The sequence below is a fragment of the Sphingomonas sp. SRI_018 genome (assembly GCF_057586275.1).
In genome coordinates, this window is sequence record NZ_JBYCZO010000005.1 from 35,252 (window position 1) to 54,934 (window position 19,683).

Below are 19,683 nucleotides of genomic sequence, written 5' to 3' on the forward strand. Positions count from 1 at the left end.
GGGTTACCAAGGCGTGAGGGGCCCACGATTCCACAACGGGGTTGGGTTTGTGCCTTCACCGCCGCTCCGCCGCCCAGCGCCGCGCTTCCTCGAGCCGATCTAGCGGAAAGGTGCGGATCTCCGACGGCATCAGCGCGCCCAGCGCCCGCGCCACCGGTCCGATCCAGCCCGAATCAGTCACCACCGCCGCGCGGGCGAAGCGGTGGATGTGGCCGAAGCTCCACTTCACGTCCTGCCACCACAGGGCCGGATCGATCCCTTCGAAGTTCCGGATCACCTCGACCACGTTCAGTTGCTTGTGCGTCTCCAGCAGCCGTTCGAGCTCGGCCACCACGCGCTCGAAGTCTGCGCGGTCGATCCGCCCGTCGACGGTCAGCTCCACCAGTCCCGTGACATCGTCGGTGGTCATCGTCAGCATGATTGCCTCCTGCGCCCCTTTCGCCATAACGTCGGGCTATGGGTTTCTCTCCCGGGCTCTCGACTGTCGCCGAAACGATCCAGGCCGCGATCGCCCCGGTGTTCCTGCTGGCGGGCCTGGGCTCGATCCTGAACGTGCTCGCCGGGCGCATGTCGCGCGTGGTCGACCGCGTCCGCGCGCTGGAGGCGCTGCATCCCCGCTCGTCCGGACCGGAGCACGACCGCCACGTCTGGGAGCTGCGTATCCTCGACCGCCGTATCGTCGTCATCAACTGGGCACTGTCCTTCTGCGTCGCGAGCGCGGTCGCGATCTGCGGAGTCGTGGCGCTGATGTTCGTCGCACGGCTGGTCAACCTCCACATCGGCAGCACGGTCGCGGTGATGTTCATCTTCGCGATGGCGATGCTGATGATCGGGCTGCTGCTGTTCCTGATCGAGGTGCGCATGTCGCTGCGCGCCGTCCACGTCCGTGCCGAGCTGTTGGAGCGGGAGCGGAGCTGATTCACCCGGGCGGGCTGCCTGACGAGAGGCAGCCACTTGGCCCTCAGTACACCCGCTTCTTCGGCTTGATGTACTCGACGTCGTCGGTGAGCGTGTAGTCGTGCACCGGGCGGTAATCGAGCGTGGTCGCGCCGCCCTTGCCGCCCCAGCCGTCGAAGGTGGCGATGGTGTGCTTCATCCAATTCTTGTCGTCACGCTCGGGATGGTCCTCGTGCATGTGCGCGCCGCGGCTCTCGGTGCGGTTGATCGCGCCGCGGATCGTCACCATCGCCTGGCCGATCAGGTTGTCGAGCTCGAGCGTCTCGACGAGGTCGGTGTTCCAGATCAGCGAGCGGTCGGTGACGGCGATGTCCTGCATCGACGCATAGACCTGCTCCATCTTCTGGATGCCCTCGGCCATCAGCTCCTCGGTGCGGAACACCGCGCAATGCTTCTGCATGGTGCGTTGCATGTCGAGGCGGATGCGCGCGGTCGGGGTGCCGCCGCTGGCATTACGGAAATGGTCGAGGCGGCCGAGCGCCAGCTCCTCCGAGCCCTTGGGCAGCGGATTGTGGGGCGTGTCGGGCTTGACGATCTCGGCGATGCGCTTGCCGGTCGCGCGGCCGAACACGACCAGATCGATCAGCGAGTTGGAGCCGAGCCGGTTGGCGCCGTGCACCGAGACGCACGCCGCCTCGCCGACCGCGAACAGGCCGGGGACGACCGCGTCGGGGTTGCCGTCGCGAAGCTGCACGACCTCGCCGTGATAGTTGGTCGGGATGCCGCCCATATTGTAGTGGACGGTCGGCACCACCGGCAGCGGCTGGCGGGTCAGATCGACGCCGGCGAAGATCTTGCCGGTCTCGGTGATGCCGGGCAGCCGCTCGTGCAGCACCTTGGGGTCGATATGGTCGAGGTGGAGGAAGATATGGTCCTTCTCCGCGCCGACACCGCGGCCCTCGCGGATCTCCATCGCCATCGAGCGCGCGACGACGTCGCGGCTGGCGAGGTCCTTGGCGCTGGGGGCATAGCGCTCCATGAAGCGCTCGCCCTCGGAGTTGGTGAGATAGCCGCCCTCGCCGCGCGCACCCTCGGTGATCAGCACGCCGGCGCCGTAGATGCCGGTCGGGTGGAACTGGACGAACTCCATGTCCTGCAGCGCCAGGCCGGCGCGCAGCACCATGCCGCCGCCGTCGCCGGTGCAGGTGTGCGCCGATGTCGCCGAGAAATAGCAGCGCCCGTAGCCGCCCGTCGCCAGCACCACCGCGTGGCTGCGGAAGCGGTGGATGCTGCCGTCCTCCAAACAGAGGGCGATCACGCCGCGGCACTCGCCATTTTCCATGATCAGGTCGATGGCGAAATATTCGACGAAGAAGTCGGCGTCGTACTTGAGGCTCTGCTGGTAGAGCGCGTGCAGCATCGCATGGCCGGTGCGGTCGGCGGCGGCGCAGGTGCGCTGCGCGGGCGGGCCCTCGCCCATGTTCTGCATCATGCCGCCGAACGGGCGCTGGTAGATCTTGCCCGCCTCGGTGCGGCTGAACGGCACGCCGGCGTGCTCGAGCTCGTAGACCGCGGCCGGCGCCTCGCGGACCATATACTCGATCGCGTCCTGGTCGCCGAGCCAGTCGGAGCCCTTGACGGTGTCGAACATGTGCCAGGTCCAGTGATCCGGGCCCATGTTGCCGAGGCTGGCGGCGATGCCGCCCTGCGCCGCGACGGTGTGGCTGCGGGTCGGGAACACCTTGGTGATGCAGGCGGTCTTGAGCCCGCTCTCGGCGATGCCCATCGTCGCGCGCAGGCCCGAGCCGCCGGCACCCACGACGACGGCGTCATAGGTGTGGTCGATGATCTTGTAGGCGTCAGGCATCAGGCGGGGGTCCCGGTGAAGGCGATCTTGAGCACCGAGAAGATGGCGATCGCCGCCGCCCCCACGGTGAAGAAGTTGAGCAGGAGGAGCAGCACGAAACGGCTTTCGTCGTGCTGATAGTCCTCGATCACCACCTGGAGGCCCAGGCGGAAGTGATAGAAGACGCTGACGATCAGCAGCACCATCGGGATCGCCGCCCAGGGCGAATGCAGCCAGCGGGTGATGCTGTCGAGGTCATAGCCCGGCAGCCGGGCGAGGCTGATCACCAGCCACAGCATCAGCACCAGGTTGGAGGCGGAGGTGATCCGCTGGTTGATCCAGTGGTGCGCGCCTTCCTTGGCGCTGCCGAGGCCGCGGACGCGGCCGAGCGCGGTGCGGTTCGCCATGGTCATTTCCCCCAGATCAGATAGGCCCAATAGGCGATGGTCGCGAGGATGCCGAACGTCAGCACCGCGATCGACGACGTCTTGTTGCCCTTGAGCTCGAAATTGGCGCCGACGTCCATGAACCAGTGGCGGATGCCGTTGGCCATGTGGATGAAGAAGCAGAGGCTGAGCCCGATGCCGAGGACATAGCCGAGACCATAGAAGCCCATCACGTCGGTGAAGGTCTGATAGGCTTCCTTGCCCGAAGCGGCGGCGGCGAGCCACCACACCAGCAGCACCGTTCCCACCGTCGCCATTCCCGAGCCGGTAACGCGATGCAGGATCGAGACCAGCATGTGCGGGCCCCATTTCCAGATCTGGAGATGCGGCGAGAGCGGGCGGTTGACGTTGCGGGCGGTGGCCAAGACGGTTCCTTTCGGCAGGCGAGAGGTTCCTTACGCCGGTCGGCTGATGATGCAAGCACCTGAACGGCTCTCAGACGGCGCGCGCCTCCTCCAGCAGTCGCCGCGCGCGCAGGTACATCTCGATCCGCTGCATCGTGAACATGCCGAGCGCGAAGGCGATCAGCATGTCGGTGACCGCCATGGCGTTGAGGTGGAAGGGATTGTCGGTGGCCATCATCGTCCGCGCGCCGGTGCGCACCACGATCAGCAGCAGGATGAACAGCACCGCCCAGGGCGAGGCGTGCTGGTTGATCTCATGCGTCCCGGGATCGACATGGATGCGCATCAGCTTGCCGCGCTGCCAGCCGAAGGCGACCCCGAGCACCAGCGCCAGCGCGCAGAACGCCCAGCCCCAGCCGGCCGGCGGGTAGCGCCACATCATATAGGCCGCGAGCGCCGCATAGAGCGCGGGGAAGATCCAGAGTTGCTCGATCCGGAGCGGCCGTACCCGGCGCATCCGCCGCCAGCGGATCAGGAACACGATGCCGATCACCGCGGCGGTGACGGCATAGCTGATCCACAGATTCGGCTGCGCGGCGTGACCTTGCATGAGACCTTCCCCCCACGTCTGCGTCGGCGTCTTAGGCGAATGGCGGCAGTGCGGCCAGCGATTCGATGCTGGCGCGACTGGGCGGGTTCGCGCTATCCGCCGCCGCCATGATCAAGCACGCTCTTCCCGTCACCCGCGCCGACGATTTCGCGCAATGGTACCAGGCCGTCATCACCGAGGCCGACATGGCCGAGGATTCCGGCGTACGCGGCTGCATGGTGATCCGGCCGTGGGGCTATGGCATCTGGGAGCGGATGCAGCGCCAGCTCGACGACCGCATCCGCGCGACGGGCCACGAGAACTGCTATTTCCCGCTGTTCATCCCGCTCTCCTATTTCGAGAAGGAGGCGGAGCATGTCGAGGGCTTCGCCAAGGAGATGGCGGTGGTCACCCACCATCGGCTGATCGCCGACGGCAAGGGCGGGCTGATGCCCGACCCCGAGGCCAAGCTGGAGGAACCGCTGGTGGTGCGGCCGACCAGCGAGACGGTGATCGGCACCGCCTTCGCCCGCTGGGTGCAGTCGTGGCGCGACCTGCCGGTGCTCATCAACCAATGGGCCAACGTCGTGCGCTGGGAGATGCGCACGCGCATGTTCCTGCGCACCGCCGAGTTCCTGTGGCAGGAGGGGCATACCGCCCACGCCTCCGCCGAGGAGGCGCGCGAGGAGACGCTCAGGATGCTCGAGGTCTATCGCAGCTTCGCCGAGGAGTGCGTGGCGCTGCCGGTGATCGCGGGCGAGAAGCCCGAGAACGAGCGCTTCCCCGGCGCGGTCGAGACCTGGTCGATCGAGGCGATGATGCAGGATGGCAAGGCGCTGCAGGCCGGCACCAGCCATTTCCTCGGCACCAATTTCGCCCATGCCCAGAACATCCGCTTCCAGAACGACGCGGGCGAGCTGGAATACGCCAACACGACGAGCTGGGGCATGTCGACCCGCATGATCGGTGGGCTGATCATGACGCACGGCGACGACGACGGCCTGCGCGTGCCGCCGCGGGTGGCACCGTGGCAGGTGGTGATCGTGCCGATGCTGCGCGACGTGCCGGAGGACGAGGCGGTCGTCGCCTATTGCCGCGAGCTCCATGCCGAGCTGGCGAAGCTCAGCGCGTTCGGCGAGCCGGTGCGCGCGCTGCTGGACCTGAAGCCGATCAAGGCCGCGACCAAGCGCTGGGGGTGGGTCAAGAAGGGCGCGCCAATCGTGATCGAGGTCGGCGGCCGCGACGTCGCCGGCGGCAACGTGTCGGTGATCCGCCGCGACCGGCTCTATCGCGAGGATGGCAAGCTCGACAGCCGCGTGGTCGCGCGCGGCGAGTTCGTCGGCGAGGCGGCGGCGACGCTGGAGGACATCCAGGCGTCGCTGTTCGCCGAGGCCAGGGCGCGGCTGGATGCGGGGATCGTGCGCGATCTCGACAGCTTCGAGGCGATGGCGGCCTGGTTCGAGGGGCAGGACAATCCCGGCTGGGCCGAGGTCGCCTGGGCGCGGCCGACCGGTGCCGAACTGGAGGCGGTGGTCGAGCGGATCAAGCCGCTCAAGCTCACCATGCGCAACGTGCCGATCGGCCAGGCGCCGGTGACGGGGGCGTGCCTGTTCACCGGCAAGCCGGCGGTCGAGCGCATCCTGATCGGGCGGGCTTATTGAACGACATCCAATCCTCCCCCGCCAGGGGGAGGGGGACCGCCAAAGGCGGTGGAGGGGGAGGTCGGCGATCCGCTATCGGTGTGCTTCCTCCCCCACCGTCACGCTTCGCGTGCCACCTCCCCCTGGCGGGGGAGGATTGAAAGGGCGCCTTCGACATGAATCACGGTTGGCTGGAAGACTTCTCCAGTTCCTCCATCGCCTCGCGATCTTCGTTCGAGACGAACTCGCACGCCAGCAGCGTCTTGCCCTGCATCGCCGGCCCCTGGCGGGCGACGATGGAGATGAGGCCCAGCGCCTTCATACCCTGCTGCGCCTCCGGCAGCTGGCGCGAGAAGCCCAGCGACGACGCGCCGAGCAGATGGCCGGTTTCCGGCGTCAGCTCGTAGCGCTGGGCGAGCCGGGCCGCGACCTCTCCTTCGACCAGCACGCCGACCGCCATGCCCGCGAACACCACGTCGCGGGCGGCGAAGCCGTCCCTCTCGATCGCAGCCGGCAGGTGGTAGACCGCGGCGCCCAGCATCGACGTGTCCGGCTTGGCGAGCTTCTCAGCCGCCTCGTAGAGCGTGGTCGCGCCGTCGATCGAATAAGGCGGCTGGCAGAGCGCTGCGGCAAAGAAATCCGGCGCGGCCGGGTCGTCGGCGCTTGCGGCCGGGCCTGCGAGAAGGAGGGCGAGGGCGGCGCTCGGGAGGATCGGCATCGGCGCCGGATGCCAGAAGGGGCGCGTGTGCTCAAGGCTACCGCCGCTTGTCTGCCTCCCACCATCGCGTGAAGGCGGCGCGCTGCTCCGGCGTCAGGTGCAGGCCGACTTTCGAGCGGCGGTCGAGGGCGTCGTCGGCGGTGACCGCCCATTCGCGGGCGCGCATCCAGCGTGCTTCGGTTTCTGTGATCCCGCCGCCGAGGTCGGCGCCCAGGCCGGCTTCCTCGGTGATCCCGGCGAGCATCTCCTCCAGCATCGTGCCATAGGCGCGGGCCATGCGGATAGAGCGCTCGTCGCCAAGGAACGGCCAGCGTGCGCGGACGATGGCCAGATATTCTTCAAACCGCTTCCCCGGCGAAGGCCGGGGCCCAGCAGGGGGCCGGTTCGAGACTGGGCCCCGGCCTTCGCCGGGGCACGGATTGCCGCCCGGGAAGGGACGGTTGCGCGTGACCGGCCCCGCACCGATGCCGAGTTTCGCCATCGCGTCCTCCGCGAGCTGGCGCGCGGTGGTGATCTTGCCGCCGAACACGCTGAGCAGCGGCGGGCCGTCCGCGTCGAGTTCGAGCACATAGTCGCGCGTCACCGCCTGCGCGGCGCTGGTCCCGTCGTCGTAGAGCGGCCGCACGCCCGACCAGGTCGCGACCACGTCGGCCGGCGCGATCTGTCGGGTGAAGTGGCGGTTGATCGCATCGCAGAGATAGGCGACCTCGCCCGCGTCGATCCCGGCATCTTCGGGGCGCTCCACCGGCACGTCGGTGGTGCCGACCTCCGTCATCCCCTCATAGGGAATGGCGAAGACGATCCGCCGGTCCGGCTGCTGGAGGATATAGGCGTGGTCGCCCTCGTAGAGCCGGGGCACGACGATGTGGCTGCCCTTGACGAGGCGTACGGTGCTGCGCGTCGCGATGCCGAGCCGGTCGAGCAGAAGATGGACCCATGGGCCGGCGGCGTTGACCAGCATCCGCGCCTCGACCCGGCGGCCGTCGGACAGCACGGCCTGCCAACGATCGCCGGCGCGGTGGGCGGCCTCCAGCGCGGTGCGGGTGACGATCTCCGCCCCGTTGGCGGCGGCGTCCATCGCGTTGAGCAGCGTCAGCCGCGCGTCGTCGACGAAGGCGTCGGCATAGACGAAGCCCTTCGCCCCGCCCTTGAGCGGCGCCGCATAGGCGGCGTCGCTTGCGCTGAGGCCACGCGAGGCGGGCAGGCTGCTCTTGCCCCCGAGCCGGTCGTAGAGCCACAGGCCGAGGCGGACCATCCACCACGGCCTGAGGGCATGTTCGTGCGGCAGCACGAAGGTCAGCGGCCGGATGAGATGCGGGGCGGCGTGGAGCAGCCGCTCGCGCTCGCGCAGCCCCTCGGCGACCAGCTTGAACTCGTAATGCTCCAGGTAGCGCAGCCCGCCGTGGATCAGCTTGGTCGACGCCGACGAGGTATGGGCGGCGAGATCGTCGCGCTCGACCAGCAGCACGCTCGCGCCATGGAGCGCCGCCTCGCGCGCGATCGCGCAGCCGTTGATCCCGCCGCCGACGATCAGGAGGTCGTAGGTCACCGCGCTGAAACCCGCAGAAAACCGTCGAAGGTCACGAAAGTCATAGGTAGACGGCTCCCCCCGCCAGCGATGCGATATCGGCGGCCGGCTGGCAAGCTTGACCGGCCTATATGATGCAGATACATGATGTATATGCATCATAATCTCCATTGCGCCTGCACCGTTTTGCGCAAGGCATCGCGCGCGGTGACGCGGCTCTATGACGAGGCGCTGGAGGGGTCCGCGATGACGATCGCCCAATTCGCGCTGCTCCGGAACATCGCGCGCGCCGAGCCGGTCGAGCTGAGCCGGCTGGCCGACGCAATGGTGCTCGACCGCACCTCGCTCTACCGCGCGCTGGCGCCGCTCGAGCGGGCAGGCTGGGTGGCGGTGACGGCGGCGGGGCACGGCCGCGCCAAGCGCGCGGCGCTGACCGAGGCGGGGAGGAAGGCGATGGCGGAGACGACCCCGGCGTGGGAAGCGGCGCAGCGGCGGCTGGTCGAACGGTTCGGCGCGGCCGATTGGGATGCGCTGTACGATTCGCTCACCGGCCTCGCCGCGCTGGCGCAGGAGCCGGCGCGATGAGCGGCGCGGCCAGGATCCGCCGGGGCGAGAATTATGCCTGGGTGGTGGTGATGACCACCTTCCTCGCGCTGCTGGCCGCGGCGGGCCTCCGCGCGGCGCCGGGCGTGCTGATGCAGCCGGTCGAGCTCCATTTCGGCTGGAGCCGCGCCACCGTCTCGACCGCGGCGGCGGTGGGCATCCTGCTCTACGGCCTGGTCGGGCCGTTCGCGGCGGCGCTGATGCAGACGATCGGGCTCAGGCGCACCATGCTCGGCGGCCTCGCGCTGATGGCGGCGTCGACCTTCGCCAGCCTGTGGATGACGCAGCCCTGGCATTATGTGCTGACCTGGGGCGTGCTGTCCGGCATCGGCAGCGGCGCGATCGCGCCGGTGCTGGGCGCGGCGGTGGTCAACCGCTGGTTCGCGGCGCGGCAGGGATTGGTGATGGGGCTGCTCAGCGCCTCGACCGCGACCGGCGCGCTGGTGTTCCTGCCGGCGATGGCGTGGCTGTCGGAAGGCGGCGCGTGGCGGCCGGTGGTGCTGGCGGTGTCGATCGTCGCGCTCGCGCTGATCCCGCTGGTGGCGCTGCTGGTGCCGGAGAGCCCGGCGCACATCGGCGCGCGCCGCTTCGGCGAGGTCGAGCCGCTCGCCGCGACGCCGCCGCTCAAGGGCGCCGGGACGCCGATGCTGGCGATCCATGCGCTGGTGCGCGGCAGCCGGCATCCGATGTTCTGGCTGCTGTTCGGCACCTTCTTCGTGTGCGGGCTCACCACCAACGGGCTCATCGGCACGCATTTCATCGCCTTCTGCGGCGATCGCGGCATCGCGCCGGTGGCGGCGGCGGGGCTGCTCTCGATGATGGGCTTCTTCGACCTGATCGGCACCACCGCCTCGGGCTGGCTGACCGACCGCTATGACCCGAGGAAGCTGCTGGTCGTCTATTACGGCTTCCGTGGCCTTTCCCTGATCGCGCTGCCGTTCATAAACTTCGACGCGGTTAGCCTCACCATCTTCGCGATCTTCTATGGGCTCGACTGGATCGCGACGGTGCCGCCGACGGTGAAGCTCGCCAACCAGGCGTTCGGCGAGCGCGACGGGCCGATCCTGTTCGGCTGGGTGCTGGTCGGGCACCAGCTCGGCGCGTCGGTGGCGGCGTTCGGCGCGGGCGTGACGCGGGAGGTGCTCGGCACCTACCTGCCGGCGCTGGTGGTGGCGGGGGCGTTCGGCGTGCTTGCCGGTGCGGCGATGCTGATCAGCGTTAGGCGGATCGGGGTGACGGAAGCGGCTTAACCCCCTATCTCGGGGCATGGCCAAGCGCGCAGGGCTGCCGACGCGGCAGCAGATCCTCGACTTCATCGCCTCGTCGGACCAGCCGGCTGGCAAGCGGGAGATCGCGCGGGCGTTCGGCCTGCACGGGCAGGACAAGATCGCGCTCAAGGCGCTGCTCAAGGACATGGGCGACGAGGGGCTGATCGACGCCGGCCCCGGCCGCGCCTTCCACGCGATGGGCGGGCTGCCCAAGGTGACGGTGCTGCGCGTGGTCGATGTCGACGACGGCGGCAACGTCTGGGCGCAGCCCGAGCGCTGGGAGGCGGAGGGCGTGCCCGAGCCGCGCCTCAGGGTACGCGAGCGCAAGCACGGGCGGCTCGGCATCGGCGACCGCATCCTCGCGCGGACCGAGGAAGCGGGGAAGGGCTGGATCGCCCATCCGATGAAGACACTCCCCAACGCGTCCGAGACGATGATCGGCGTGCTGCGCGAGGAGGGTGGACGGTTGTTCCTCCAGGGTGTCGAGAAGAAGGAGCGGCGGGATTTCCTCGTCTCCGACGCCGGCGGCGCGGAGGCGGGCGACCTGGTGATGGCGGAGAAGGCGGGCCGGCCGCCACGCATGACTGCGCGGGTGGTCGAGCGGCTCGGCGATCCGTTCGCGCCGCGCAGCTTCTCGCTGATCGCGATCCACCGGCACGAAATCCCGCATGTCTTCTCCGAAGAGCTGCTCGACGAGGCGCGGCGGGTGGCGGAACTCAAGATCCTCCCCGGCACGGGGAGGGGGCGTTCGAGCGAGATCGCGTCCCCCGGACGCGATCTTGGCTTGCCGGGGACAAGCCAAAGCTCGAACGCTCGCGAAGCGAGTGGTGGAGGGGGCCCAGCCGCATCGGATTCCGGTGCGGAGGGCCCCCTCCACCAAGCCGCTGCGCGTCTTGGTCCCCCTCCCCGTGCCGGGGAGGATCTGAGGGAAGACCTGCGCCACCTCCCCATCGTCGCGATCGATCCGGTCGATGCGCGCGACCATGACGATGCGGTCTGGGCGCAGCCGAACGACGGTGGCGGCTGGGACGCGATCGTCGCGATCGCCGACGTCAGCTTCTACGTGCGGCCCGGCTCGCTGCTCGACCGCGAGGCGCGGCGGCGGGGGAACAGCGTCTACTTCCCCGACCGGGTGGTGCCGATGCTGCCCGAGGTGCTGTCGGCCGACGTCTGCTCGCTCAAGGAGGGCGTGGATCGCGCGGCGCTGGCCTGCCATTTCAAGGTGAGCAAGGCCGGTGCGATCAGCGACTTCCGCTTCACCCGCGCGGTGGTGCGGATCGCCGCCAATATTCCCTACGAGGATGCGCAGGCGGCGATCGATGGCGTCAAGCCGCACGCGCTGACCGAGACGGCGCTGAAGCCCCTGTGGGACTGCTGGCGCGCGCTCTACGCCGCGCGGGAGAAGCGCGAGCCGCTCGACCTCGACCTGCCCGAGCGGCGGGTGGTGCTCGACGAGAAAGGGCGCATCCTATCGGTCGCCCCGCGCGAACGGCTCGACGCGCACAAGCTGATCGAGGATTACATGATCGCCGCCAACGTCGCCGCGGCCAAGGCGCTGGAGGCGAAGAAGCTCCCCGTCATGTACCGCATCCACGAGCCGCCCGCGCGCGAGAAGCTGGTCGCGCTCAAGGACTATCTCGCTACCTTCGACGTCGAGTTCGCGCTGGGTCAGGTGATCCGCCCCGCGACATTCAACCGCATCCTCGACCGCATCGGCGAGGCCGATTTCCGGCCGCAGGTGATGGAGCAGGTGCTGCGCACCCAGACCCAAGCCTATTACGGGCCGCAGAACGCGGGGCATTTCGGGCTCGCGCTCGGCAGCTATGCGCATTTCACCTCGCCGATCCGCCGCTATGCCGACCTGCTGGTGCATCGTGCGCTGGTCGAGGGCTACCGGCTGGGGCCGGGCGGGCTCACCGCGGAGGAGGTCGCCAATTTCGCGCGGATCGGCGAAGGCATCAGCCAGCTCGAGCGCCGCGCGATGGAGGCGGAGCGCGAGACGATCGACCGCTACGTCGCGGCCTATCTGGCGGAGCATGTCGGCGAGGTGATGGAGGCGCGCATCACCGGCGTGCAGAGCTTCGGCTTCTTCGCGACGGTGGACGGCGTCGGCGGCGACGGGCTGGTGCCGGCACGCGATCTCGGCAGCGAATATTACCGCTGGGACGAGGCGGGACAGCGGCTGGTCGGCGAGCACAGCGGGACCGAGTTCGCACTCGGCCAGCGGCTGCAGCTGCGGCTGGTCGAGGCGAATCCCGTGTCGGGGGCGCTGCGCTTCGAGCTGCCGGAGGGCAAGGGCGCGGCCGGCGGGGGGCGCGGCGACCTGCCGAAGCGGGTGCTCAAGCGGCGCGGGCGGCCGGCCAATATCCGGCACCAGGGGCGGAAGCGGTGACTCTTAGCCCCTCCCCTTTAGGGGAGGGGTAGGGGGTGGGGCAGTGCGGCAGGCTCTATTGCTTGGGGCCAGGCCCCACCCCAACCCCTCCCCTGAAGGGGAGGGGCTTTGGCTAAGCCGTGAACGTCAGCCCCGCATTCTCCTGCAGCCGCTTGCGGAGCGGCGCCGCCATCAGCCCGCCCGGCGTGTAGATGCCGCCCTCGCCCTCCACGTCGCGGATCAGGCACAGCGCGCTCTCCGCGATCATCTTGCTGGTCGAGCCATAGCCCGGATCCCTGTCGCCGGTGACGACCGCGTCGATCCGCTCGCCGCCGGGCATCTCGCCGATGAACAGCAGGTCGTAGAAGCCGGTGTCGCGCTCCTCCTTCGACGGGCCCTCGCCCGGCTTGGGACCGTCGTCGCCGGCCATCGGGTTGAACTTGGCGATCGCCTCCGCCGCAGCCTTGCCGAGGTCGCCGAGGCCGGGCGCGATCATCATCTCATCGTAGACGAAGTCGGTGCCATAGGCGTGGCCGAGCAATGCGTTGGTGCGGTGGACGTTCTTGGTGTTGATCGGCGCCATGATGAACGGCGCCAGCCACGCGTTGAGCGCGCCGTCATATTCGGGGATCAGCCCCTTGGGCTGCTCGGGGCCGCGGAAGCCGGGGGTCAGCGCGAACGGGTCGACCAGCAGCTTGAGGATCGACGGGTCCTTGGCCGCCGCCACCATCGTCGCCTTGGCGCTGGCGAAGGTACCGCCGGAGAAGGTTCCCTTCATCTGGCGCACGCGGCCCTTGACCCGCGGCGCCGGACGCCCGAACCGCGCCTTCGCCGCTTCCTGCAAGGTCCAGACGCCGAGATCGAACGGGATCGAATCGAAGCCGCAGGAGAAGACGATGCGCGCCCCGCTCGCCTTCGCCGCGGCCTCGTGCGCGTCGATCATGTGGCGCATCCAGGCGGGCTCACCGCACAGGTCGACATAGGCGGTGCCGGTCGCAGCGCAGGCGGCGACCAACTCGCTGCCGTGGAGCTGATAGGGGCCGACCGTGGTGATCACCACCTTGGCCCGGCTTGCCATCGCCCGCAGCGCGGCGGGATCATCGGCATTGGCGGTGACCAGCGGCGTGTCGGCCGGTGCGCCGATCCCGTCGCGCACCTCCTGGAGCTTGGTCAGCGAACGGCCGCCCATCGCCCAGCTCACGCCGCTGCCGGCGCCGTAGCGCTCCGCCAGATATTCGGCCACCAGCCGGCCGGTGAACCCGGTCGCGCCATAGACGATGATGTCGAAGTCGCTCATGGCCCTCTCCTCTTTTCGCCGCAGCGTCGCGCATCGGATGCTGGCGCGCAAGCCGCCGCCATCCTAACTGGGCAGCGCCAGCAGGAGGGCAGCATATGGCCGGGTACGACTACGACCTTTTCGTCATCGGCGCGGGATCGGGCGGCGTGCGCGCGGCGCGCGTCTCGGCGGCGCACGGGGCGAAGGTGGCGATCGCCGAGGAATTCCGCGTCGGCGGCACCTGCGTGATCCGCGGCTGCGTGCCAAAGAAGCTGCTCGTGTTCGGCGCGCATTTCGCCGAGGACCTCAAGGACGCGCGCCGCTTCGGCTGGAACGTGCCCGACTGCGACTTCGAGTGGACGACGCTCAGGGACAATGTCCTGAGCGAGGTCGATCGGCTCAACCAGGCCTATACCCAGACGCTGACCAACAACAACGTCGAGATCATCCACCAGCGCGCGACCGTCACCGGTCCGCACGGTGTGCGCCTCGCCGACGGACGCGAGGTCAGCGCGAAGGTCGTCCTGGTCGCCACCGGCGCGCGGCCCGACGTCCCGGGCTGCCCCGGCCACGAGCACGGCATCACCTCCAACGAGGTGTTCCACCTCGAGGCGCTGCCGAAACGCGTGCTGATCGCGGGGGCGGGCTATATCGCCAACGAGTTCGCCGGCATCTTCCATCAGTTCGGCAGCAAGGTGACGCTGATCAACCGCACCGACGTGATCTTGCGCGGCTATGACGAATCGATCCGCGACCGGCTGCTGCAGATCGCGATGATGAAGGGCATCGACTTCCGCTTCCACGCCGAGTTCCGGGGCATCACCAAGGACAAGGACGGCTGCCTGACGGTCGAGATGACCAACCATGAGCCGATCACCGTCGACTGCGTACTGTTCGCCACCGGCCGCGTGCCGAACACCACCGACCTCGGGCTGGAGAATGCGGGCGTCGAGCTCGACGCCAAGGGCGCGGTCAAGGTCGACGAGGACAGCCGCTCGACCTGCCCCAGCATCTACGCGGTCGGCGACGTCACCAACCGCATCCAGCTGACGCCGGTGGCGATCCGCGAGGGCCATGCCTTTGCCGACACGGTGTTCGGCGGCAATCCGTGGCGGGTCGACCACGAGAACGTGCCCCATGCGGTGTTCAGCCACCCGCCGATGGCCGGCGTCGGGCTGACCGAGAGCCAGGCGCGGCAGAAGCTGGGGTCGGTCAAGGTCTATCAGTCGGACTTCCGCGCGATGAAGAACGTCCTCGCCGGCCGCAACGAGCGCGCGCTCTACAAGATGGTGTGCGACGGCGTGACCGACCGGGTGGTGGGCCTCCACATGATCGGCCCCGATGCGCCGGAGATCCTCCAGGCGGCCGCGATCGCGGTGAAGGCGGGGCTGACCAAGGCCGATTTCGATGCGACGGTGGCGCTCCATCCGACCATGGCGGAGGAGCTGGTGCTGATGCGGTAGGTTCGTGTCACCCCGGACTTGTTCCGGGGTCCACCAAGCCTCGCAGGCCGCGCTCAATCCTCCTGCCCAGTCCTTGCCTCCCGGTGGACCCCGGAACAAGTCCGGGGTGACGGCGAGGAGGCGTGGGAATGTCAGTCCTAATCGCCCTCCGCAATCAACGCGTCCACCTCCCCCGCCGGCCCCGCATCGGAGCGCCGCGCGATCGTCGCGGTGACGGCGACGTCCATGGTGACGTTGCCGATCGTGCGGAACAGGTCGGGCACCGTCTCCACCGCCACGAGCAGGCCCAGCGCCTCGATCGGTACCCCCATCGCGATCGCGACCGGCGCGGTCGAGGCGATGAAGCTGATCGTGCCCGGCAGGCTCACCGATCCCATCGTCGTGATCGCGGCGGTGGCGATGCCGGCGGCGAGCTGGGCGGGGCCGATCGGCACCCCCAGCCAGTGCGCCACGTAAAGCGCGACCGCGAGGTTCATCGCCGGACTGGTCGCGCGGAAGATCGCCACCGCGATCGGCAGCACGATCCCCGACACGCCGGCGGTGGCGCCGAGCGCCTCGCTGGCGCGCAGCATCGTCGGCAGCGTCGCGAGCGAGGACTGCGTGCTGATCGCGACCGCCTGCGCCGGCGCCACCGCGCGCGCGAAGCGGACCAGCCCGACGCGCGCGCCGATCATCGCCACCGGATAGGCGAGGATCAGCACGATCAGTCCGATCGTCGAGACGATGACGATGTAATGCGCCAGCGCGCCGAACGCCGCCGCGCCGGTACGCGCGCCGACGCCATAGGCGAGCATCAGTACGCCGACCGGCGCCAGCTTCAGCACCCAGCCGATGATGACGATCATCGCGTCGGCGATCGCCTGGAACAGCTTGGTGAGCGTGGTGCGCGGCTCGGGCGGCAGGCGGATGATCGCGAAGGCGAACACCAGCGCGAACACGGTGAGCGGCAGGAAGGCGTCGCCCGCCGCCGCCGTCACCACGTTGGTCGGTACGATCGAATCGAAGAAGGCGGCGAGCCCCGGCACCTCGCCGACCGGCTTGGCGCCCGACAGCGATCCCCTGAGCGCCGCCGCCCAATTGCTCGGCAGCGGCCACAGGCGCAGCAGCAGCGGCATCATCACCGCCGAGATCAAGGTGGTCGTCCACAGGATCGCCACGAACATGACCAGCGCGCGCCCGGCGATGCGCCCTGCCCGCGCGGCCTCGGCGCCGGCGGCGACGCCCACCACCAGCAGCGCGACGATCAGCGGGACGATCACCATCTGCAGCGCGTGCAGCCAGGCCGCGCCGATCGGATCGGTCACATGCAGCGCCGCCGCGGCGACGTCGGGCGCGAGCGAGGCGCCGGCGATGCCCGCGAGGAGCCCCACGACCAGGGCGAGCAATATTCGAGTGGCTTGCGACATGCTCGCGGTTCGCCTCCGGTCACGCTATTGGTCCGGCAACGCAAACCGACGAGACGTGCAATGGCAAGGAAATATTTCGGCACCGACGGAATTCGCGGGCTGACCAACGTCGCCCCGATGACCGCCGAGATGGCGATGAAGGTGGGAATGGCCGCGGGCAAGCACTTCCAGCGCGGCGACCACCGGCACCGGGTGGTGATCGGCAAGGACACGCGGCTGTCGGGCTATATGCTGGAAAGCGCGATGGTGGCGGGGTTCACCTCGGTCGGCATGGACGTGGTGCTGCTCGGGCCGATGCCGACCCCGGCGGTGGCGATGCTGACCACCTCGATGCGCGCCGACATCGGCGTGATGATCTCGGCCAGCCATAATCCCTATTCGGACAACGGCATCAAGCTGTTCGGACCCGATGGCTACAAGCTCTCCGACGAGGACGAGGCGGCGATCGAGGCGCTGCTGGCGAGCGAGGTGGCGCTGGCCCCCGCCCCCGACATCGGCCGCGCCCGGCGGGTCGAGGATGCGCGCGGGCGCTACATCCACTTCGCCAAATCGACCTTCCCCGACGACCTGCGCCTCGACGGGCTCAAGGTGGTGGTCGATTGCGCCAACGGCGCCGCCTATCAGGTCGCCCCCTCGGCGCTGTGGGAGCTGGGCGCCGAGGTGGTGGCGATCGGCGTCGAGCCCAACGGCAAGAACATCAACGACCAGGTCGGATCGACCGCGCCGGCCACCCTGCAGGAGACGGTGGTCGCCTCCGGCGCGGCGATCGGCATCGCGCTCGACGGCGACGCCGACCGGCTGATCGTGGTCGACGAGACCGGCGCGATCGTCGACGGCGACCAGCTGATGGCGACGATCGCCGGCGGCTGGGCGCGGCAGGGCCGGCTCGCCGGCGGCGGCGTGGTGGCGACCGTCATGTCGAACCTCGGTCTCGAGCGGCATCTCGCGGCGCAGGGGCTGGGGCTGGTGCGCACCGCGGTCGGCGACCGCTATGTGCTCGAGAAGATGCGCGCCTCCGGCTACAACCTCGGCGGCGAGCAGTCGGGCCACATCATCCTGTCGGATTATGCGACCACCGGCGACGGGCTGGTGGCGGCGCTGCAGGTGCTCGCCGAGCTGCAGCGCGCCGGCGCGCCGGCCAGCGAGGTGCTGCACCGCTTCGATCCGCTGCCGCAGCTCCTCAAGAACGTCCGCTTCAAGGGCGGCCAGCCGCTGGAGGCCGAATCGGTCAAGGCGGCGATCGCCGAGAGCGAGGCCGAGCTCGACGGCAGCGGCCGGCTGCTGATCCGCAAATCGGGCACCGAGCCGCTGATCCGCGTGATGGCGGAAGGGGAGGATCGCGCGCAGATCGAGCGCCTGGTCGACCGCATCTGCGACGCGGTGCAGAAGGCGGCCGCTTGATGCTGGAGATGCGCCCCGACTGCGAACGCTGCGGCGTCGACCTGCCGGCCGACCAGGCGGGAGCGTTCATCTGCTCGTTCGAATGCACCTTCTGCGCGGAATGCGCGGAGGCGATGGACGAGACCTGCCCCAATTGCGGCGGCGAGCTGCTCGACCGGCCGGCGCGGGTGGGTGAGACGCTGAGGCAGCATCCGGCATCGACCGAGCGAAAGTTCCAAGGATCATGAGCACAGCTTGCCATCATGTGCTCCAGCGCAAGCAGGAGCCCTGGGCCTCCGGCGGCACCTCCATGATCCAACGCTCCTGCCTTCGCAGGAGCACGAAAGCGTGATCGCCCGGGTACTCGTCATCGCTGGCTCCGATTCGGGCGGCGGCGCCGGCATCCAGGCCGATATCAAGACGATTACCATGCTCGGCGGCCATGCGATGACCGCGATCACCGCCCTCACCGCGCAGAACACGCTGGGCGTCGAGGGGGTGATGCCGGTGCCGGCGGCCTTCGTGCTCGAGCAGATCGATACGGTCGTCGCCGACATCGGGGTCGATGCCGTGAAGATCGGCATGATCGGATCGGCGGAGACCGCCCATGCCGTCGCCGATCGGCTGAAGGGGATCGGCGTGCCGGTGGTGTTCGATCCGGTGATGGTGGCGACGAGCGGATCGGTGCTCGCCGACGATGCGACCATCGCGGCGTTCGAGCGGCTGCTTGCGGTCGCCACGGTGGCGACTCCCAACGCCCCCGAGCTCGAGGCGCTCGGCGGGGTCGAGGCGGTGCTCGCCCATGGCTGCCATCTCGTCATCAAGGGCGGCCATGTCGACGGCCCGCGCGTGATCGACCGGCTGCTGTCGCCGACCGGCCAGCTGCTGCGCGAGCTCGACGGCAAGCGTATCGACACCGACGATACTCACGGCACCGGCTGCACCTTCGCCAGCGCACTCGCCACCGGGCTCGCGCAAGGGAGACCGATCGACGAGGCGTTCGCGACGGCGGTCCGGTTCGTGCGCATCGCCTTGATCAATGCGCCCGGCCTGGGCCAGGGGCGGGGGCCGATGGGACATGCGCTCGGCTACAATCCGTTCGAGGAGCTCGAAGGCTGATGCCGGGCCTCAAGCACGAGAAGCTGTGCCTGGCGCCGGTCGCGGGCGTCGACGAGGCGGGCCGCGGGCCGCTGGCCGGCCCGGTGGTGGCGGCGGCGGTGATCCTGCCGGCCAGAGGCGTGCCGCGCGGCATCGACGATTCGAAGAAACTCACCGCGCCCGAACGCGCGCGGCTGTGCGAGCGGCTGCGCGGCTGCGCGACCGTCGGCATCGGCATCGTCGAGGCGGACGAGATCGACCGGCTCAACATCTACTGGGCGACGATGAAGGCGATGACGCTGGCGGTGGAGGCATTGGGCTGCGCGCCCGGCCATGTCCTGGTCGACGGCAACCGCCTGCCGCGCTGGGGTTATGCCTCGACCGCGATCGTGGGGGGCGACGCGATCAGCCTGTCGATCGCCGCCGCCTCGATCGTCGCCAAGCACACCCGCGACACGATCATGATCGCCCATGCCGAATCGCATCCGCACTATGGCTGGCATTCCAACAAGGGCTATGCCGCGCCCGAGCATCTCCGGGCGCTGCGAGAACACGGACCGTCGCCGCTCCACCGCCGCAGCTTTGCGCCAGTCGCCCAAGCCGAGCTGCCGTTATCCATGCCGGCTGAGTCTTTCGTGCCACACCCCAAGGGGTTGTGGATCGAGGATTCGGACGGACTCAATATCGAGTCGCGGTCCACGAATGTTCCGCTCGGTTAACGACTTGGCAAGATTTTCCGTTAACCAATGTTCGCTTGACGGGTAGGAGTTCGCCCGCTGACGTGACCCGTCCGGAAAACAGGGTGAAGGA

The 19,683-nt window shown here is 69.3% G+C and carries 19 protein-coding genes; 10 read left to right on the forward strand and 9 right to left on the reverse strand.

All coding sequences use genetic code 11. The annotated features are described in order from the left end of the window. Positions 1 to 55: 55 nt before the first annotated feature. A complete protein-coding gene (locus tag AC2YHA_RS17825; protein ID WP_233784747.1) occupies positions 56 to 418 on the reverse strand; it encodes a SpoIIAA family protein in 363 nt (120 codons plus the stop codon). Positions 419 to 456: 38 nt separating this feature from the next. Between AC2YHA_RS17825 and AC2YHA_RS17830 the strand changes: the two genes are divergently transcribed. Further along, positions 457 to 918, forward strand: coding sequence for a DUF2721 domain-containing protein (locus AC2YHA_RS17830; RefSeq protein ID WP_233784748.1), 462 nt, complete (start codon positions 457 to 459; stop codon positions 916 to 918). Between the two features lie 43 nt (positions 919 to 961). On the opposite strand, the gene sdhA is transcribed toward AC2YHA_RS17830, so the two are convergent. The 4 genes from sdhA to AC2YHA_RS17850 all read right to left on the reverse strand — a co-directional run bounded on the left by sdhA (position 962) and on the right by AC2YHA_RS17850 (position 4,143). Next, positions 962 to 2,764 (reverse strand): succinate dehydrogenase flavoprotein subunit, encoded by a 1,803-nt coding sequence (gene sdhA, locus AC2YHA_RS17835; RefSeq protein WP_487402694.1) that lies wholly within the window; start codon positions 2,762 to 2,764, stop codon positions 962 to 964. Continuing rightward, on the reverse strand, positions 2,764 to 3,150 hold the full coding sequence (gene sdhD, locus AC2YHA_RS17840; protein ID WP_487402695.1) for a succinate dehydrogenase, hydrophobic membrane anchor protein: 387 nt from the start codon (positions 3,148 to 3,150) through the stop codon (positions 2,764 to 2,766). The genes sdhA and sdhD overlap by 1 nt, the downstream gene beginning before the upstream one ends. Positions 3,151 to 3,152: 2 nt before the next feature. After that, on the reverse strand, positions 3,153 to 3,554 hold the full coding sequence (gene sdhC, locus AC2YHA_RS17845; RefSeq protein WP_487402696.1) for a succinate dehydrogenase, cytochrome b556 subunit: 402 nt from the start codon (positions 3,552 to 3,554) through the stop codon (positions 3,153 to 3,155). Positions 3,555 to 3,624: 70 nt separating this feature from the next. After that, entirely contained in the window at positions 3,625 to 4,143 is a 519-nt protein-coding gene (locus AC2YHA_RS17850; RefSeq protein WP_487402697.1) for a CcdC protein domain-containing protein, read from the reverse strand. Positions 4,144 to 4,250: 107 nt separating this feature from the next. Here AC2YHA_RS17850 and AC2YHA_RS17855 point away from each other — a divergent pair, with 107 nt between their 5' ends. Next, positions 4,251 to 5,783 (forward strand): aminoacyl--tRNA ligase-related protein, encoded by a 1,533-nt coding sequence (locus tag AC2YHA_RS17855; RefSeq protein ID WP_487402698.1) that lies wholly within the window; start codon positions 4,251 to 4,253, stop codon positions 5,781 to 5,783. A 160-nt stretch (positions 5,784 to 5,943) separates the two neighbouring features. On the opposite strand, the gene AC2YHA_RS17860 is transcribed toward AC2YHA_RS17855, so the two are convergent. Together AC2YHA_RS17860 and glpD are read right to left on the reverse strand one after the other, a co-directional pair. Continuing rightward, positions 5,944 to 6,480: a hypothetical protein gene (locus AC2YHA_RS17860; RefSeq protein WP_233784753.1), complete on the reverse strand. Its 537-nt coding sequence runs from the start codon at positions 6,478 to 6,480 to the stop codon at positions 5,944 to 5,946. A gap of 37 nt (positions 6,481 to 6,517) precedes the next feature. Next, the gene (glpD, locus tag AC2YHA_RS17865; RefSeq protein WP_487402699.1) at positions 6,518 to 8,029 is read right to left on the reverse strand and encodes a glycerol-3-phosphate dehydrogenase; all 1,512 of its coding nucleotides are present in this window, start codon (positions 8,027 to 8,029) and stop codon (positions 6,518 to 6,520) included. Between the two features lie 123 nt (positions 8,030 to 8,152). Between glpD and AC2YHA_RS17870 the strand changes: the two genes are divergently transcribed. Genes AC2YHA_RS17870 through AC2YHA_RS17880 form a run of 3 tightly spaced genes read left to right on the forward strand, consistent with a single transcriptional unit; the run spans position 8,153 to position 12,271 of the window. Beyond that, positions 8,153 to 8,593, forward strand: coding sequence for a MarR family winged helix-turn-helix transcriptional regulator (locus tag AC2YHA_RS17870; RefSeq protein ID WP_487402700.1), 441 nt, complete (start codon positions 8,153 to 8,155; stop codon positions 8,591 to 8,593). After that, on the forward strand, positions 8,590 to 9,861 hold the full coding sequence (locus AC2YHA_RS17875; RefSeq protein ID WP_487402701.1) for an MFS transporter: 1,272 nt from the start codon (positions 8,590 to 8,592) through the stop codon (positions 9,859 to 9,861). Before AC2YHA_RS17870 ends, AC2YHA_RS17875 begins: the two co-directional genes overlap by 4 nt. A 16-nt stretch (positions 9,862 to 9,877) precedes the next feature. Beyond that, entirely contained in the window at positions 9,878 to 12,271 is a 2,394-nt protein-coding gene (locus AC2YHA_RS17880) for a ribonuclease R family protein (RefSeq protein ID WP_487402702.1), read from the forward strand. A gap of 112 nt (positions 12,272 to 12,383) precedes the next feature. Here AC2YHA_RS17880 and AC2YHA_RS17885 read toward each other — a convergent pair whose 3' ends face one another. Continuing rightward, positions 12,384 to 13,547, reverse strand: a complete 1,164-nt coding sequence (locus AC2YHA_RS17885; protein WP_487402703.1) for a saccharopine dehydrogenase family protein — start codon at positions 13,545 to 13,547, stop codon at positions 12,384 to 12,386. Between the two features lie 95 nt (positions 13,548 to 13,642). On the opposite strand from AC2YHA_RS17885, the gene gor reads away from it, so the two are divergent. Continuing rightward, the gene (gene gor, locus AC2YHA_RS17890) at positions 13,643 to 14,989 is read left to right on the forward strand and encodes a glutathione-disulfide reductase (RefSeq protein WP_487402704.1); all 1,347 of its coding nucleotides are present in this window, start codon (positions 13,643 to 13,645) and stop codon (positions 14,987 to 14,989) included. 137 nt (positions 14,990 to 15,126) lie between these two features. Here gor and AC2YHA_RS17895 read toward each other — a convergent pair whose 3' ends face one another. Further along, positions 15,127 to 16,395 carry a dicarboxylate/amino acid:cation symporter gene (locus tag AC2YHA_RS17895; RefSeq protein ID WP_487402705.1) on the reverse strand — a complete coding sequence of 423 codons (1,269 nt, stop codon included), beginning with the start codon at positions 16,393 to 16,395 and terminating at the stop codon, positions 15,127 to 15,129. A gap of 60 nt (positions 16,396 to 16,455) precedes the next feature. On the opposite strand from AC2YHA_RS17895, the gene glmM reads away from it, so the two are divergent. From glmM to rnhB, 4 genes are all read left to right on the forward strand, one after another. Then, positions 16,456 to 17,796 (forward strand): phosphoglucosamine mutase, encoded by a 1,341-nt coding sequence (glmM, locus tag AC2YHA_RS17900; protein ID WP_487402706.1) that lies wholly within the window; start codon positions 16,456 to 16,458, stop codon positions 17,794 to 17,796. After that, positions 17,796 to 18,023, forward strand: coding sequence for a DUF1272 domain-containing protein (locus AC2YHA_RS17905; protein WP_487402707.1), 228 nt, complete (start codon positions 17,796 to 17,798; stop codon positions 18,021 to 18,023). Before glmM ends, AC2YHA_RS17905 begins: the two co-directional genes overlap by 1 nt. Before the next feature lie 100 nt (positions 18,024 to 18,123). Beyond that, positions 18,124 to 18,894 carry a bifunctional hydroxymethylpyrimidine kinase/phosphomethylpyrimidine kinase gene (thiD, locus tag AC2YHA_RS17910; RefSeq protein ID WP_487402708.1) on the forward strand — a complete coding sequence of 257 codons (771 nt, stop codon included), beginning with the start codon at positions 18,124 to 18,126 and terminating at the stop codon, positions 18,892 to 18,894. Further along, complete coding sequence (gene rnhB / locus AC2YHA_RS17915; RefSeq protein ID WP_487402709.1) at positions 18,894 to 19,592, forward strand: ribonuclease HII; 699 nt, start codon at positions 18,894 to 18,896, stop codon at positions 19,590 to 19,592. The genes thiD and rnhB overlap by 1 nt, the downstream gene beginning before the upstream one ends. The last annotated feature ends 91 nt before the right edge of the window (positions 19,593 to 19,683 follow it).

Excerpts from the sequence above, each read along its gene's own strand:
- AC2YHA_RS17870 (WP_487402700.1), top strand. The coding sequence starts at position 8,153 with ATGATGTATATGCATCATAATCTCCATTGCGCCTGCACCGTTTTGCGC.
- AC2YHA_RS17855 (WP_487402698.1), top strand. The coding sequence starts at position 4,251 with ATGATCAAGCACGCTCTTCCCGTCACCCGCGCCGACGATTTCGCGCAA.
- AC2YHA_RS17880 (WP_487402702.1), top strand. The coding sequence starts at position 9,878 with ATGGCCAAGCGCGCAGGGCTGCCGACGCGGCAGCAGATCCTCGACTTC.
- AC2YHA_RS17885 (WP_487402703.1), bottom strand. The coding sequence starts at position 13,547 with ATGAGCGACTTCGACATCATCGTCTATGGCGCGACCGGGTTCACCGGC.
- AC2YHA_RS17905 (WP_487402707.1), top strand. The coding sequence starts at position 17,796 with ATGCTGGAGATGCGCCCCGACTGCGAACGCTGCGGCGTCGACCTGCCG.
- sdhA (WP_487402694.1), bottom strand. The coding sequence starts at position 2,764 with ATGCCTGACGCCTACAAGATCATCGACCACACCTATGACGCCGTCGTC.
- AC2YHA_RS17830 (WP_233784748.1), top strand. The coding sequence starts at position 457 with ATGGGTTTCTCTCCCGGGCTCTCGACTGTCGCCGAAACGATCCAGGCC.
- AC2YHA_RS17825 (WP_233784747.1), bottom strand. The coding sequence starts at position 418 with ATGCTGACGATGACCACCGACGATGTCACGGGACTGGTGGAGCTGACC.
- AC2YHA_RS17850 (WP_487402697.1), bottom strand. The coding sequence starts at position 4,143 with ATGCAAGGTCACGCCGCGCAGCCGAATCTGTGGATCAGCTATGCCGTC.
- sdhD (WP_487402695.1), bottom strand. The coding sequence starts at position 3,150 with ATGGCGAACCGCACCGCGCTCGGCCGCGTCCGCGGCCTCGGCAGCGCC.
- AC2YHA_RS17860 (WP_233784753.1), bottom strand. The coding sequence starts at position 6,480 with ATGCCGATCCTCCCGAGCGCCGCCCTCGCCCTCCTTCTCGCAGGCCCG.
- rnhB (WP_487402709.1), top strand. The coding sequence starts at position 18,894 with ATGCCGGGCCTCAAGCACGAGAAGCTGTGCCTGGCGCCGGTCGCGGGC.
- AC2YHA_RS17875 (WP_487402701.1), top strand. The coding sequence starts at position 8,590 with ATGAGCGGCGCGGCCAGGATCCGCCGGGGCGAGAATTATGCCTGGGTG.
- gor (WP_487402704.1), top strand. The coding sequence starts at position 13,643 with ATGGCCGGGTACGACTACGACCTTTTCGTCATCGGCGCGGGATCGGGC.
- AC2YHA_RS17895 (WP_487402705.1), bottom strand. The coding sequence starts at position 16,395 with ATGTCGCAAGCCACTCGAATATTGCTCGCCCTGGTCGTGGGGCTCCTC.
- glmM (WP_487402706.1), top strand. The coding sequence starts at position 16,456 with ATGGCAAGGAAATATTTCGGCACCGACGGAATTCGCGGGCTGACCAAC.